Annotated in this window: 13 protein-coding genes and 1 tRNA gene; 8 read left to right on the top strand and 6 right to left on the bottom strand. The window is 68.9% G+C overall.

All coding sequences use genetic code 11. The features are described 5' to 3' along the window. Positions 1-35: 35 nt before the first annotated feature. The gene (locus tag P3102_RS31975; RefSeq protein ID WP_276364263.1) at positions 36-1,784 is read right to left on the bottom strand and encodes a GGDEF domain-containing protein; all 1,749 of its coding nucleotides are present in this window, start codon (positions 1,782-1,784) and stop codon (positions 36-38) included. 43 nt (positions 1,785-1,827) lie between these two features. Next, positions 1,828-1,899 (bottom strand) — tRNA-Gln (locus P3102_RS31970). A 173-nt stretch (positions 1,900-2,072) separates the two neighbouring features. Here P3102_RS31970 and P3102_RS31965 point away from each other — a divergent pair. The 3 genes from P3102_RS31965 to P3102_RS31955 all read left to right on the top strand — a co-directional run bounded on the left by P3102_RS31965 (position 2,073) and on the right by P3102_RS31955 (position 4,280). Beyond that, complete coding sequence (locus P3102_RS31965) at positions 2,073-3,023, top strand: acyl-CoA desaturase (RefSeq protein WP_276364261.1); 951 nt, start codon at positions 2,073-2,075, stop codon at positions 3,021-3,023. A 98-nt stretch (positions 3,024-3,121) separates the two neighbouring features. Beyond that, on the top strand, positions 3,122-3,715 hold the full coding sequence (locus P3102_RS31960; RefSeq protein ID WP_076160226.1) for a TetR/AcrR family transcriptional regulator: 594 nt from the start codon (positions 3,122-3,124) through the stop codon (positions 3,713-3,715). Between the two features lie 295 nt (positions 3,716-4,010). Further along, positions 4,011-4,280: a hypothetical protein gene (locus tag P3102_RS31955; protein WP_276364259.1), complete on the top strand. Its 270-nt coding sequence runs from the start codon at positions 4,011-4,013 to the stop codon at positions 4,278-4,280. A 6-nt stretch (positions 4,281-4,286) separates the two neighbouring features. Here P3102_RS31955 and P3102_RS31950 read toward each other — a convergent pair whose 3' ends face one another. Both P3102_RS31950 and P3102_RS31945 read right to left on the bottom strand, forming a co-directional pair. Beyond that, the gene (locus P3102_RS31950; RefSeq protein ID WP_276364258.1) at positions 4,287-4,679 is read right to left on the bottom strand and encodes an NUDIX domain-containing protein; all 393 of its coding nucleotides are present in this window, start codon (positions 4,677-4,679) and stop codon (positions 4,287-4,289) included. Positions 4,680-4,682: 3 nt separating this feature from the next. After that, positions 4,683-5,204 carry an isochorismatase family protein gene (locus P3102_RS31945; RefSeq protein ID WP_276364256.1) on the bottom strand — a complete coding sequence of 174 codons (522 nt, stop codon included), beginning with the start codon at positions 5,202-5,204 and terminating at the stop codon, positions 4,683-4,685. A gap of 32 nt (positions 5,205-5,236) precedes the next feature. On the opposite strand from P3102_RS31945, the gene P3102_RS31940 reads away from it, so the two are divergent. Next, a complete protein-coding gene (locus P3102_RS31940) occupies positions 5,237-5,962 on the top strand; it encodes an SDR family oxidoreductase (RefSeq protein ID WP_276364255.1) in 726 nt (241 codons plus the stop codon). On the opposite strand, the gene P3102_RS31935 is transcribed toward P3102_RS31940, so the two are convergent. Both P3102_RS31935 and P3102_RS31930 read right to left on the bottom strand, forming a co-directional pair. Continuing rightward, entirely contained in the window at positions 5,959-7,143 is a 1,185-nt protein-coding gene (locus P3102_RS31935) for a PQQ-dependent sugar dehydrogenase (protein ID WP_276364253.1), read from the bottom strand. The two genes, P3102_RS31940 and P3102_RS31935, sit on opposite strands and share 4 nt — an antisense overlap. A 48-nt stretch (positions 7,144-7,191) precedes the next feature. Next, the gene (locus tag P3102_RS31930; protein WP_276364252.1) at positions 7,192-7,956 is read right to left on the bottom strand and encodes a helix-turn-helix transcriptional regulator; all 765 of its coding nucleotides are present in this window, start codon (positions 7,954-7,956) and stop codon (positions 7,192-7,194) included. An 86-nt stretch (positions 7,957-8,042) separates the two neighbouring features. Between P3102_RS31930 and P3102_RS31925 the strand changes: the two genes are divergently transcribed. The 4 genes from P3102_RS31925 to P3102_RS31910 all read left to right on the top strand — a co-directional run bounded on the left by P3102_RS31925 (position 8,043) and on the right by P3102_RS31910 (position 14,587). Further along, a complete protein-coding gene (locus P3102_RS31925) occupies positions 8,043-8,957 on the top strand; it encodes an LLM class flavin-dependent oxidoreductase (RefSeq protein ID WP_276364250.1) in 915 nt (304 codons plus the stop codon). 56 nt (positions 8,958-9,013) lie between these two features. Further along, positions 9,014-12,568: a transcription-repair coupling factor gene (mfd, locus tag P3102_RS31920; protein ID WP_276371452.1), complete on the top strand. Its 3,555-nt coding sequence runs from the start codon at positions 9,014-9,016 to the stop codon at positions 12,566-12,568. 94 nt (positions 12,569-12,662) lie between these two features. After that, positions 12,663-13,667, top strand: coding sequence for a hypothetical protein (locus P3102_RS31915; RefSeq protein WP_276364249.1), 1,005 nt, complete (start codon positions 12,663-12,665; stop codon positions 13,665-13,667). Then, positions 13,664-14,587, top strand: coding sequence for a MazG family protein (locus tag P3102_RS31910; protein ID WP_276364247.1), 924 nt, complete (start codon positions 13,664-13,666; stop codon positions 14,585-14,587). The genes P3102_RS31915 and P3102_RS31910 overlap by 4 nt, the downstream gene beginning before the upstream one ends. The last annotated feature ends 34 nt before the right edge of the window (positions 14,588-14,621 follow it).

The raw sequence follows: 14,621 nt of genomic DNA, 5'->3' as shown, positions 1-14,621 counted from the left end.
AACATTTCACCAACGGTGGTTGTCGGGCATTGATCCTACGTGGGCTGCCCGGCGTCCCACGCGGGGTCGGTCGGAGCATCCTCACCGGGCCATCCGGTCGTCGGATCGATGGCCATCGAGTTCACCGACGAGACCTGGTTCCCGCCACCGCGTTTCGCCTGGTACATGGCCGCATCGGCGCGTGCCAGGACCTGTTCGGCCCGCTCCTGCGGCCGAAGCGAAACGAGCCCGACGGAGAGGGTGACGCCGTGCGAAAGGTGGTGCGGCAGAGATGCGACGGCATTCACAGAACGACCGAGCGCCTGCTTCGCCGCCGAGGCCGGAGCCCCAGGTAGAAGCACGATGAACTCGTCTCCGCCGTAGCGGGCGACGACGTCGTCGCCGCGCAGGGCGTCGCGCAGCGTGCTCGCGATGACACGGAGCACGTTGTCCCCCTCGGCGTGCGACTGCTTGTCGTTCACGTCCTTGAATCCGTCGAGGTCGACCAGCGCGACCGCGAGCGGCTGGGCGTCGGCGGACGACGCCAGCGACCGCAGCTTTTCGTCGAGCGCGCGCCGGTTCGGCAGCCCGGTGAGCGGATCCTGCAATGCCTGCTGGGTGATCGCGCCGTGCTCGGCGGACAGGCGTTCGTGCTCCCGGCGCGCGTTGAGCGTGGCGATCTGGGATTCCCGCAGCGACCACATCTCCGTTTCCAGGATGGTCGCGTAGTCGATCAGCGACTGGCTCGCCCCGGACGCGTAGTCCGGGGTGGTGTCGAGCCTGGCCAGCTCGCGGGCGAGGTTCAACCGCATCGACGGCAGCGAGCCTTCTTCGTTGTCCTCGCGAACGTCCTTGAGCACCTGCAGCGCGTCTTCGCGGCGACCCTCGTTGTCCAGGCAACGGGCCAGCGCGATGGCGATGATCTCGCGTTCGTGCGGGAACACCAGTTCCGGATGCAGCAACGAGCCCAACCGCTCGATATGGGAGGAATCGGGGGAGGCCAGCGCGGCCGCCGCGGCGAGGACGCCGACCTGGTCGATCGCGGGCACCCCGGCCTTGCGCGGGAACAGCGACTCGGTGAACGGGCCTTCGGCCGCCTGCGCCATCGACGCCGCGGTGCGGAACTTGTCCGCTCCTTCGTCGTAGCGCTCGATGCGTTCGAGCCGCAGGCCCCAGCCCAGCAGCATCTTGACCCGGTTGATCAGCTGGAGCGCGATCTCGTGCGGGCTCGCGCTGTCCCGGATCGCCTGCGCGGCGCGGGCGATGGCCTCCTCGGCCGCCTCGTAGACGCCCAGCTGGTTCAGCACCAGCCAGCAGTCGACCAGGGTCGTGGAGAGCATCCGGTCCCAGTTGCGCCTGCCGACCTGGCGATCGGGGACGGCGGAGTCGTCGAGGATGGCCAGTGCCCTGGCGATCTCGGTGAGGGCGGCGTCCTCCTGTTTGGCGATCACCAGACGGCGGCCGCGCATGGCGTGCGCGTCGGCCCGCATCAACGCGAGACCGTGCCGCCTGGTGTGCGCGAGCATCTCGTCGAGCCTGGGTTCGGCTTCGGCGGCGAGACCGCGGGTGACCAGCCTCGCCATCGCCGAGTAACGCAACAGCTGGGCGACCAGCAAGGGCTCACCGCGGCGCTGCGTCTCGTCGAGGAGTTCGTCGAGGCTGGTGACGATGTCCAGCTGTTCGGCGAAGCTGACGCGCTGGATGGCCGCCCCGAGTTCGCGCGCGCGGCCATGAAGCCAGGCGTCGGACATCTCCGCAAGCGCCGGCCGCCTGCCGCTGGTCGTCGCGTCCTCGGTCAGCCGCACCCACCCCCACCGTCGGAAACGCCGCTGGTCATCTGTTCGTCTGCTCCGCCGCCAGGATTCGAACCTGAACTGTCAGAACCAAAATCTGAAGTGCTGCCGATTACACTACGGCGGATCGATCCTGGTCAGGATAGCCATGCCGGGGACGCCCGTGTGCGCCCGGGGGTTGCCTCACCTTCGCGGGCACTCCACAGGGGACGAAACCTCCTGTACCGTAACTTACGGAAACGTAGGTAAGGTCACCCTTAGGGAAGCCCTGAGGGTTGCGCATAGAAAAGAAGTGACTGCATGACGGCTACCCTGGACCGTTCCCAGAAGCCCGCGAAGGGCCCCAAGCCGGTAATCGAAGGACATCGATCGAGTGGCGTTCAGCTCTCGGTGTACCTCGGGGTCGTCTTCCCGCTCGCCGCGCTGCTCGCGGCCGTCCCGTTCGCCTGGGGCTGGGGACTGACTTGGGTCGATGTCGGCCTGTTCGTGGTCTTCTACGCGATCAGCGGACTCGGTATCACCGTTTCGTACCACCGCTACTTCACGCACGGCTCGTTCAAGGCCAAGCCGTGGCTGCGCGTCGCGATGGCGATCGCCGGCAGCATGGCCGTCCAGGGCCCCGTGATCACCTGGGTCGCCGACCACCGGCGCCACCACGCCTTCTCCGACCGCGACGGCGACCCGCATTCGCCGTGGCTGTTCGGCACCACTCCGGTCGCCATCGCCAAGGGTTTCTGGCACGCGCACATGGGCTGGCTGTTCGACCGCGACCAGACCAACGCGGAGCGGTTCGCGCCGGACCTGGTGAAGGACCCGGCCATCAAGAAGGTCGACGACCTGTTCTGGCTGTGGAGCCTGCTCACCCTGGTGCTGCCCGCGATCCTCGGTGGACTGATCACCTGGTCGTTCTGGGGCGCGGTGACCGCCTTCTTCTGGGCCGGGCTGGTGCGCGTCTGCGTGCTGCACCACGTGACCTGGTCGGTCAACTCGGTGTGCCACATGATCGGTGAGCGCCCGTTCGCCGCCCGCGACAAGTCGGCCAACTTCTGGCCGCTGGCGATCTTCTCCTTCGGCGAGTCGTGGCACAACCTGCACCACGCCGACCCGACCTCGGCACGGCACGGTGTGCAGCGCGGCCAGATCGACATCTCCGCGCGGCTCATCTGGATGTTCGAGAAGTTCGGCTGGGCCTACGACGTGCGCTGGCCGACTCCACAGCGCCTCGCGCGCATCGCCGCTGAAAGCAAATAGCGAGGTCACGCTAGTCTTCTGCGATGGCGGGGAGAAGGCGGACCAAACGTGAAGCGGTCACCGGGGCGCGTCCTGTCGCCCCGGTGGCCAGGGTGCGGATGACAGGGACCGAGCGCAGGCAGCAACTGCTCAACGTCGCCAGGGCCCTGTTCGCGGAGAAGGGTTTCGAGGGCACGTCCGTCGAGGAGATCGCGCACCGCGCGAACGTCTCCAAACCGGTGGTGTACGAACATTTCGGCGGCAAGGAAGGCATCTATGCCGTCGTCGTCGACCGCGAGACCCAACTGCTGCTCGACCGGATGGTCTCCACCCTCCACGGTGGACATCCGAGGGTGATGCTGGAGCAGGCGGCGATCGCGTTGCTCTCCTACGTCGAGGACTCGCACGACGGCTTCCGCATCCTGGTGCGGGATTCGCCGGTCGCGAGTTCGACGGGCACGTTCTCGACGGTGCTGAACGACATCGCCAGCCAGGTCGAGCACATCCTCGCGCAGCAGTTCGCCGCGCGGGGTTACGACGAGAAGCTGGCCGCGCTGTACGCGCAGGCGCTCGTCGGGATGGTCGCGTTGACCGGGCAATGGTGGCTCGACGCCCGGAAGCCGAAGCGCGACGAGGTCGCCGCGCATCTGGTCAACCTGGCGTGGAACGGTCTGTCCAATTTGGAACACAAACCGAAGCTGCGGTTGTACTGAGACCTGCGTCGCGCGGCCATGACGTTTTCCCCGCGATGAGCGCTAGGCCCCCATGAAGATCAGCGGCTGGGCATCTTCGGTCGGCGCCTGTTTGAAGGGCGACGTCGGCAACGCGGACAGCTTCGAGAAAGCCGAACGCGGAACGCCGGACGCGAAACTTCAAGGTCGTCGGCGAACAGGACGGAAAGTCCGAAATCGGACTGAAGCTTTCGGATGGATCCGAATGCGACGACCATCCGACGACCGATGCGTCCTTCTTCCGGGGGAAGAAGGACAGCAGTGACGGCGCCTTGTCGTGCCTCGAAATCTGAAGAATCCGGGTGAGCGGCCGCCGGTCGTCGGTGACTGCCTTCCCGCCGATGTGGTCGAGACGAAGAAACTCACGAAGGTGGACTGCGTGAACGCCGCCTACAAGGTGCTCGCCATCGAGAAGAGCACGGCGGTCCTCCTCGACGACGGCACCGTGTGCACCCAGGTGCCGTCGACCGACGGGAAGATCGCTGGGCAGCGGTCCGGCGGCGGGCTCCCGCAGGCGCGGGTGCTGTGCCTGGTCAAGCTCGAGTAGCGCTCGTCAGCGCAGGAGGCCGGTGTCCCGCAGGTGGTCGAAGATGATCTTGTCCACCGCGGAGACCCGGTCCCTGTCCGTATGACCGAGCCACTCGACCTCGTCGATCTCGCTGCTGGCCGCGAGTGTTCCGCTGAATTCGCCGGTGTAGCAGGTCATCCGGACGAGGAGTCCCGACGCGTGCCCATCGGCCTGCGCTTCGAAGACCCCGGCGGGCTCGATACTGGCCGGATCGATCTCGACGGTCAGTTCCTCGCGGATTTCCCGGATCAGCGTCTCGGCGTCGCTTTCGCCGGGTTCACGTTTGCCACCGGGCAGGTAGAACACGGACTTGCCGCGAGAGCGGGTGCTCAGGATCCGGCCGTCCACCAGGTGCAGCCAAGCGATCTTGTCGATCACGGTTCAGCCCAGCGCCGCGGCGGTCTCGGTGGTCGTGAGCACTTCGCCCAGTCGCGGGAACACCTTCGTGATCGCCGATTCGTGGGAGATCGCGGCGATACCCGCCATCGCGTCGGAGACGGCGATGGTCTCGTAGGCGTGGTCGATCGCGGCGCGCAGCGTCGATTCGACGCCGTACTCCGTGGCGATGCCGGCGAGCACCAGCGTCTTCACGCCGAGCCCGCGCAGGAGGTCGTCGAGCCCGGTGCCGTAGAAGGCGCCGATCGTGTGTTTGGTGACCAGGTGCTCGCCCTCGCGGGGCGTGAGCTCGGTGACCAGTTCACTACCGGGCGGCTGCTCGTCGACGTTCGGCCGGTGCGCCCGCACGTGGACGACCGGAGATCCCGCCGCGCTGAAGGCTTCTCGCAGCAGGACGGCGTTCGAGACGACTTCGGTGCCTTCGAGGGGGACGGTCTCCAGTGCCACGATCCGCGTCTGCAGGTCGATCAGCACGAGCGCGGTCGTCGCCGGGTCGATCTTCGTCATACGGGCAAGCCTAGTGTCCCTATGCTGGAGGTATGGGGAAGCACAGGGAAGTCGTGATCACCGGCGGCGGAACGGGAATCGGCTACGCGGTCGCGGCGGTGTTCGCCGCGCGAGGCGACCGGGTGACGATCACCGGCCGACGCGAACAAGTCCTCACCGAGGCCGCCACGTTGCTCGGCGCGCACCCGGTCCCGTTCGACGCGGCCGACCCGGACGCGGTGGAGCGGGCACTGGCCGACCTGCCGGAGCACGTCGACGTCCTGGTCAACAACGCGGGCGGGAACACCGATTTCCGGAACGGACCGGCTGGAGACCTGAAAGCGTTCGCCGCGCACTGGCAGGCCAACCTCGACGCGAACGTGTTCAGTGCCGTACTGGTCACCCGCGCCTTGCGGGAAAGGTTCGCGGACGGCGCGCGGATCGTCACCATCGGCTCGATCGCCGCCCACACCGGAGCCGGTTCCTACGGTGCCGCCAAGGCCGCGCTGGAAGCATGGAACGTCGACGTGGCAAGGGAATTCGGGCCGCGGGGGATCACCGCGAACATCGTCGCGCCGGGACTGGTCGGCGACACCGAGTTCTTCCGGGGCCGGCTCTCCGACGAGCGCCGGGCGTGGCTGATCGGCACCACACTGACCAAACGCGCCGGCGAGCCCGCGGACGTCGCCGAAGTGGTGGCCTTCCTGGCGAGCCCGGAAGCACGGCATGTCACCGGGCAGGTCGTCCACGTCAACGGCGGCGCGCACCTCGGCCGCTAGGCGCCGGGGGTGACGCGGAGCAGCTTGTCGTCCTCGCCTTCCGAAGTCGTGATGTAGAGCGCGCCGTCCGGGCCGCCGCGGACGGCGCGGAGCCTGCCGAACTTGTCGTCGAACTCCGGCGGGAGCGTCACTTCGGTGACCTTGCCGGTGTCGTCGAGGCGGAACAGCAGGAGTTTCTGCCCCTTCAACGCGGTCACGGCGAGCGAACCTTCGAGCGGGCCCCATTGCGATCCGGTGAGGAAGTCCGCGCCGCAGATGGCTTCGGTGATCTCACCGGTCGTCCACACAGGACCGACGGCGTCCGGGAAGCGTTGTTTGTCGGTCATCGGCACGCCTTCGTCGTAGCCGGTCTCGGTGCCGCCCTTCGACGGGTCCCAGCCGTAATTCGCGCCCGCGCGTTCCAGGTTGACCTCGTCGTCGATGGTCGGCCCGTGCTCGGCGGTGAACACCTGTCCGGTGCCCGGCCGCACCGTGAGACCCTGGACGTTGCGGTGCCCGAAGGTGAACACGCGTTGCTCGTTCGGGTTCGCCGACGAGATGAACGGGTTGTCCGGCAACGCGTTGCCCGTCTTCGCGTCGATACGCAGCACCTTGCCGCCGAGACTCGTCCGGTCCTGCGGGTGCTGCGGGCGGGCCGTGTCGCCGGTGCCGACGAGCAGGGCGCCGTCCGCGCCGAACGCGGGACGGCAGCCCGAATGCCTGCCGCTGGCGTTCACCGGCAACCCGGTCAGCAGGTCCTTGACCTTCGTGGCGTTCGCGCCGTCGTCGGAAAGCCGCCAGGTGACCAGCCGGATGTCGACGGCCTTGTCCCTCTCCTTGTGGGTCTGGCAGGTGATGAACTCACGCGACGTCGCGAAGTCCTTGCTGATCACCATCCCCATCAGACCGCCTTCGCCGCGTACGTGGACGTCGGAAAAGTCGGCGGCGACGTCACGTTTCGTGCCGCCGTCGATTAGGGCCAGCTTCCCGGGGCGCTGGGTGACGAGGATCTTCCCGTCCGGCAGGAAGCCGACGTCCCAGCCGTGTTCGAGCCCGGCCGTCACCTGCTCGACCTTGAGCGCCGTCACGGCGGGCTTCGAGGCGACCGGCGGCGCGCTCTGCACCGATTCGCTCGACGCCCCGGAACAGGCCGTGACCAGCAAGAACAGGGACGTGAACGCGACGACGGCGGTTCTGCGCATGGCATCAGCATGCCAGCCTCGTCCATCACCCGCGAGGCAACGAACCGGTCATCCGGTGAGGATCGCGGCGGTCTCGGCGTCGGCGGGAAGGAACGTCTCCAGTTTCAATTCCGACACCGTGACGTCGGCGGCGGACGTGAACGTCGTGATGGCCGTGATCAGGCGCAGTTCACCCGCCGAAGTGGACAGGCGCATCGGCACCGCGAAGCCGAGGTGATCGGGCCCGGGCGGGCCCGGCTCCGGAACGTAACCTTTGAGTTCGATCAGCAGTTCAGCGAGCCGCTCGTCGGGCGCTTGCGCGATCTCCTGCGTCAGCCGTTCCAGGATGTGCCGCGCCCAGTCCGCGAGGTTCAGCACCCGCGGAGCCATCCCCTTCGGATGCAGCGCGAGCCGCAGGGTGTTGACCGGTTCCTCCAGCAGTTCCGGCGCCACGTCCTCGAAGAGCAGGTCGAGCGCGTCGTTGCGGGCGACGAGCACGCCGTACCGGTCGACCACGATGGCCGGATACGGCCGGTGCCCGTCGAGCAGCCGCCGCATACCGTCGAGGACCGGCCGCAGCCTCGGGTCGGTCAATTCGGTTTCGGGGAATCCGGGGGCGAACCCGGCCGCGAGGAGCAGGCCGTTGCGTTCCCGGAGCGGGAGTTCGAGTGATTCCGCGACGCGCAGCACCAGGCCGCGGCCGGGGATCGACCGGCCGCCCTCCAGGAAACTCACGTGCCGCTGGGTGGTTCCGGCCCGGAGCGCCAGTTCCAGCTGGGACAACCGCCGTCGCTCGCGCCAGCCCCGGAGCGCGGGGCCGAATCCGGAAACCATGGTCGTCATCTTGGCCGAGTCGCACGCGGCGCCGCCATTCCCTCGAAGGAATTGAGACGATTCCCCGCCACGGTGATGCTTCCGGCATGGAATTCGGTCTGGTCGTCCCCACCTATCGGTCCATCCTCGACGCCGGGCGCACCGCGCCAGAAATGGTCGCCATCGCCGTCGAAGCCGAACGCCTCGGCTTCGATTCCGTGTGGGTCGGCGACACTCTCGCACGGGCGCCCGTCGATCCGTTGACGTTGCTCGGCGCGTTCGCCGCCACCACCGAACGGGTCACCCTCGGCACCGCCGCGCTGCTTCCGGCGTTGCGCGATCCGGTCCTTTCCGCGAACGCGATCCTCTCGCTCGACCTGCTCAGCCGAGGCCGGATCACCCTCGGCGTCGGCGCGGGTTTCGCGGGCCGCAGCGAACCCGAATTCGCTTTCACCCGCGTTCCGTGGGAACGCCGCCGCGCCCGGCTCGACGACATCGTCGCGTTGTGGCGGCACGTCTGGAGCGGGAAGAGCGGCCCGTTCCACGGCGAGGTCTTGCACTACGAAACGCTTCCGGAGTACCCGGAGCCGCATCGTCCCGGGGGTCCGCCGGTGTGGCTGGCCGCCTTCACACCGGGTGCGCTGGACCGCGCGGGACGGCTCTACGACGGCTGGTTGCCGTACCCGCCCGACGTCGCGGACTACGCCGACGGGCTCGCGAAGATCCGCGAAGCGGCCGTCCGCCCCGTGACGGCCGCGTTGTTCGCGACTGTCCTCATCGAGAATGACCCGATCAGGGCACGCGAGCGGCTGGAGGACTACGCGCAGCGGAATTACGGCGTTCCGCTGGACTTCGTCGAAAAGATCCAGGTGCAGATCGCCGGGAGCGCGGCGCAAGTCGCCGACAGGTTGCGGGAATACCAGGCCGCGGGCGCCGAACACGTCCTGATCCGCGTCGCGACACAGGAACCGGCCGAGTTCGGCGAGCAGCTCACGAAGGTGGCCGGCGCACTGCCCGGGTAATCGCGCGGCGGACTGTCGGTGCCCCCACGTAGGCTGGGACGGTGACAAACGCTCCATTGTCCGGACTCCTTCATTCCATCCTTCCCGATCCGGCCCTGCGCGGGGTCGTGGAGCGGGCCGGTGCCCCGGTGCTCGAACTCCAGGGCGCGATCGCCACCCGCCAGCTGGTCGCGGGCGCCCTCGCCGCGGACGAGGGCGCCGGTCGCCCCGTGCTCGCGGTGACCGCCACCGGCCGCGAGGCCGACGAGCTGACCGCTTCGCTGAAGTCGTTCCTCGGCGAAGGCGCCGTCGCCGACTTCCCGTCCTGGGAGACGCTGCCGCACGAGCGGCTGTCCCCGCGGGCGGACACCGTGGGGCGGCGGCTGGAGGTGCTCCACCGGCTCGAAACGGGCGCCGACGGCCTGCGCGTCGTCGTCGCGACCGTCCGCAGCCTCATCCAGCCGATGGCGCCCGGCCTCGGCTCGCTCGCCCCGGTCGATCTGGTGGTCGGCGAGGAGCAGAGCTTCGACGGGCTGCTGGAGCGGCTGGTCGAGCTCGCCTACACCCGGGTGGACATGGTCGAGAAGCGCGGCGAGTTCGCCGTGCGCGGCGGCATCCTCGACCTGTTCGGCCCGACGGCGCAGCATCCGGTGCGAGTCGAGTTCTGGGGCGACGAGGTCAGCGAGATCCGCGCGTTCGCGGTGTCCGACCAGCGGTCGCTGCCGGGGGAGATCCGGCACGTCAGCGCGCCGCCGTGCCGTGAGTTGCTGCTCACCGAGCCGGTGCGCGCGAAGGCCGCCGAGCTGGCGACGACGTACGAGGCGGACGCCCAGCTCACCGAGATGCTCACCAAGCTTTCCGGCGGGATTCCCGTCGAAGGCATGGAGGCGCTCATCCCGGTGCTGTGCGAGGGCGAGCTGGACCTGCTGACCGACGCGATGCCGCAGGGCACACATGTCCTGCTGGCCGATCCGGAGAAGATCCGCGCCCGCGCGGCCGACCTGGTCCGCACCGGGCAGGAGTTCCTCGAAGCGTCCTGGACGACGGCCGCCGCGGGCGGGCAGGCACCGATCGACCTCGGCGCGTCGGCGTACCGGGACCTCGCGGAGATCGCGAAGCACGCTCAAGAGACGAAGCGCCCCTGGTGGACGCTGACGCAGCTGGCCACCGACGATCCCGACGTCTACCGCGTCTCGATCGAGGCCGCCCCGAACTACCGCGGCGAGGTCGAGCGGGCGACGACCGATCTGCGCGCGCACACGGCCGCGGGCGGGACGGCGGTCCTCGTCGTCGCCGGGCACGGCACCGCGGCCCGCGCCGTCGAGCAGCTTTCGGCGGGGGACGTGCCCGCGTCGCTCGCGGAAGGCATCACCGGTCCGTTGACGCCCGGCGTCGTGACGGTGACCTGCGGCGGCCTTTCGGACGGCTTCGTCTCGCCGGAGCGAGCACTGGTCGTGCTGTCCGAATCGGATCTGACCGGCCGCGGCGCCGGCGCCGGGACGTCCACAAAGGACTTCAGCACCAAGATGCCGTCGCGGCGCCGCAACGCCGTGGACCCGCTCGCCCTCAAGACGGGCGATTACGTCGTGCACGACCAGCACGGCATCGGGCGGTTCGTCGAGATGGTGCAGCGCACCGTCGCCGGCGCCACCCGCGAGTACCTGCTGCTGGAGTACGCCTCCTCCAAACGCGGGCACCCGGGGGACAGGCTGTTCGTGCCGACCGACCAGCTCGACGAGGTCTCCCGCTACGTCGGCGGCGAGCTGCCGACGCTGAACAAGCTCGGCGGCTCGGACTGGAAGAACACCAAGGCCAAGGCGAAGAAGGCGGTCAAGGAGATCGCCGCCGAGCTCGTCCAGCTCTACGCCGCGCGGCAGGCCGCGCCGGGACACGCCTTCGGGCAGGACACCCCGTGGCAGGGCGAACTCGAGGACGCTTTCCCGTTCACCGAGACCAACGACCAGCTCGCCGCGATCGACGAGGTCAAGGCGGATATGGAACGCGGCGTCCCGATGGACCGCGTCATCTGCGGTGACGTCGGCTACGGCAAGACCGAGATCGCCGTGCGGGCGGCGTTCAAGGCGGTGCAGGACGGCAAGCAGGTCGCGGTGCTGGTGCCCACGACCCTGCTCGCGCAGCAGCACCTGAACACCTTCACCGAACGGATGAGTTCGTTCCCGGTGAAGATCAGGGGGCTCTCACGGTTCACGAACAAGACCGAGTCCGACGCGATTCTCGAACAGCTTTCCTCCGGTGACGTCGACATCGTGATCGGCACCCATCGCCTGCTGCAGACCGGGATCCGGTACAAGGACCTCGGCCTGGTGATCGTCGACGAGGAACAGCGGTTCGGCGTCGAGCACAAGGAACACATCAAAGCGCTGCGGACGCACGTCGACGTGCTGACCATGTCGGCGACGCCGATCCCGCGGACACTCGAGATGTCGCTCGCCGGGATCCGCGAGATGTCCACGATCCTCACCCCGCCCGAGGACAGGCACCCGATCCTGACCTACGTCGGCGCGTACGACGACAAGCAGGTCGGCGCCGCGATCCGGCGCGAGTTGCTGCGCGACGGCCAGGTCTTCTACGTGCACAACAGGGTTTCCTCGATCGAGAAGGCGGCGAAACGTATTCGCGAGCTGGTTCCGGAGGCTCGGGTCGTCACCGCGCACGGGCAGATGAACGAGGACAAACTCGAAAAGATCATCCAGGGCTTCTGGGAGAACGAGTACGACGTGCTCGTCTGCACCACGATCGTCGAGACCGGGCTGGACATCTCGAACGCGAACACGCTGCTCGTGGAACGCGGCGACCTGCTGGGGCTCGCACAGCTGCACCAGCTGCGCGGCCGGGTCGGGCGTGGGCGAGAGCGCGGGTACGCGTACTTCCTGTACCCGCCGGAGGCGCCGCTCACCGAGACCGCGCACGACCGGTTGGCGACCATCGCGCAGAACACCGAACTGGGCGCGGGCATGGCCGTCGCGATGAAGGACCTCGAAATCCGCGGTGCGGGCAACATCCTCGGTGCCGAGCAGTCCGGGCATATCGCGGGCGTCGGTTTCGATCTGTACGTACGGCTCGTCGGCGAGGCGGTCGACGCGTTCCGCCGTCACGCGGGCGCGGACACGCCGGAGGAGGAAGAACTCGCCGACGTCCGGGTCGATCTCCCGGTGGACGCGCACATCCCGCACGACTACGTCCCCGGCGAGCGGCTGCGGCTGGAGGCGTACCGCAAGATCGCGGCCGCGCCCGACCAGGCGGGGCTCGACGCCGTCCGCGAGGAATTGATCGACCGCTACGGCCAGCCGCCCGCTCCGGTGCGGAGGCTGCTCGCCGTCGCCGCGTTCCGGCACACCTGCCGCGCGGCGGGGGTCACCGAGGTCGCCGTGCAGGGCACGTCGATCCGGTTCGCGCCGCTGTCGCTGGCGGATTCGCAGCTGGTGCGGCTGAAGCGCTTGTATCCCAAGGCTCTCTACAAGGCGGTGACGAACACGGTTTCCGTGCCGAAGCCGACCGAGGGCCCGGCGGGCGGCCGGATCGGCGCCCCGGTACTGCGGGACGAGGAACTGCTGGACTGGTGCGCGAAGCTGCTGACGAATCTGATGAAGTCGCCGGCACCCGTCGCGTAGGAGGCCGTGGCGCAAAGCGATGCGGGACGGAAGCCGAATCGCCACTCACGACCGGTTTCCACGCCAGGAGCGGTGTGAGAGGGTAGGCGCTGTGATGCGGATCATGGGGCGCCGTCGCGCGCTGGTCGGGGTTCTTGCCGGTTCTCTCCTGCTCGCCGGATGCAACGCCGGACCAGGGCAGGTCGGCACGGCGGTGGTCGTCGACGGCAGGACCGTTTCGGTGGATCGCGTGCAGCAGCTGATCGACAAGGCCGTTCGTGAGCACCCGTACGGACAGCAGCTCGCCAAGGAGCACAAGCTCGACCTCGTCGGCCGCGAGATCGTCCGCCAGGAGATCCTGCACGACCTCACCGAGCGCGCCGCTCGGCGGGAAGGCATCGGGGTCGACGAGTCCCTCGTGGTGAACGCGCTGCGGAACGATCCGCTGGCGAAGCCGATGGAGGCCAACCCGCAGGACGATCCCGAGCTCAGCGTCCAGCAGCTCGTGGCGAGGGTGCGGGACCACCGTGAATCCCTGGTCGACGCGGCGATCCAGACCCAGCTCGCGATGAAGTACCTGGACAAGCTCAGCGTCACGTTCGATTTCAGCTCGGTCTCCTCGACCGACGCCACCGGTTCCGACGCGGACCAGCTGCGCGAGCAGGCGATCGAGAAGGCCCGGCGCTTCGCCGCCTCGCCGAACGCGGCCGCCGAGCTGATCGCGCAGGACGAGCAGACGCCCGGCATGCAGGCGGGCACCGGGCAGAAGCTGCCGGCGATGCAGTCGCCCGCGACCGCGGCCACCGTCCTGTTCGGTCTCGAAGCCAACACCGTCGCCGCGTTCAAGCCGACACCCCAGCAGCCGCTGTGGGTCGTCGTCGTGGTGCGCGAGCGGACCTCGGACAAGCCCGTCGCTTCGGATCAGGCCGCGCGGCCCAACGCTCAGCAGCTGGCGAAGGTCGGTGTCCGGATCCTCCAGTCGTACCTCGACCAGGTCGACCTCAAGGTGAACCCGCGCTACGGCGTGTGGGATGTCGTCGGCATGGACCTCGCGCCCAACGAAGCTTCGAAGAAGGGCATCGTGCTGCCTGTGCACGGTGCCGCCCCGCAAAACCCGTGACCGCTGCCGTCGTCGTGATCGCCCGCGGGGCGACGCTGCCCGCAGCGGCACTTCCGATCTTGCGAAGCAGTGGTGCCGTGTACGCGGCCTCCGATGTCGATCCCGAGGTCTTCGGGGTGCCGGCGTTCGGAGACACGCAGGTGCGTGACCTCGTGCTCATCGCCGGTTCGCGACGGGAACCCCGGGCCGCGGCGCTGATCGGGGCCGGGGCGCGGGTGCTCGAAGCGCCCGTTCCGCCGCTGGTCGAGGCCGCCGAGGTGCTGGACCGCCTCCGCTCGCCGGGCGGATGCCCGTGGGACGCCGTCCAAACGCACGAATCGCTGCGGCAGTACCTGGTCGAGGAGACCTACGAACTGCTCGACGCGATCGAGGAGGGCGACCGGGCCGCCTTGCGCGAGGAACTCGGCGACGTCCTGCTCCAGGTGCTGTTCCACGCCCGCGTCGCCCGCGAAGACGCGGATGATCCGTTCGGGATCGACGAGGTCGCGTCCGAACTGGTCGCGAAACTCGTCGGACGTCATCCGCACGTCTTCGCCGACGCTCCACGGGTCGAGACCGTCAGCGACCAGAACCTCAAGTGGGAAGAACTGAAACAGGCCGAGAAGAGCCGCCAGTCCATTGTGGACGGCGTCGCGCTCGGCCAGCCCGCCGTGGCGCTCGCCGGGAAGCTCGGCCAGCGCAGCGGCCGGGCCGGGATCCCGCTCGACCTGTTCCCCGAAGGTTCCGAAGCGGCGGCCCAGTTGTTCCGGGTGGCCGCGATCGCGCGCAGGGCGGGAATCGATCCCGAAGGTGAGCTCCGTGCGGTGGCGAAGCGGTTCGCGCGCGAAATCCGCGATGCCGAACAGGCCGCGCGCGACGCCGGTGTGGAACCGGCGACGCTGGAGGCCGACGGCTGGCGCAAGTTCTGGCCGACTTCCTGACGACTGGGCCCGAACGCCGAAGCCGCTGTGACGC

It is taken from the genome of Amycolatopsis sp. QT-25, from assembly GCF_029369745.1.
Classification (GTDB): domain Bacteria; phylum Actinomycetota; class Actinomycetes; order Mycobacteriales; family Pseudonocardiaceae; genus Amycolatopsis.
The sequence above is the reverse complement of the archived record's forward strand: the minus strand, read 5'-3'. Positions and strand labels throughout refer to the sequence as shown.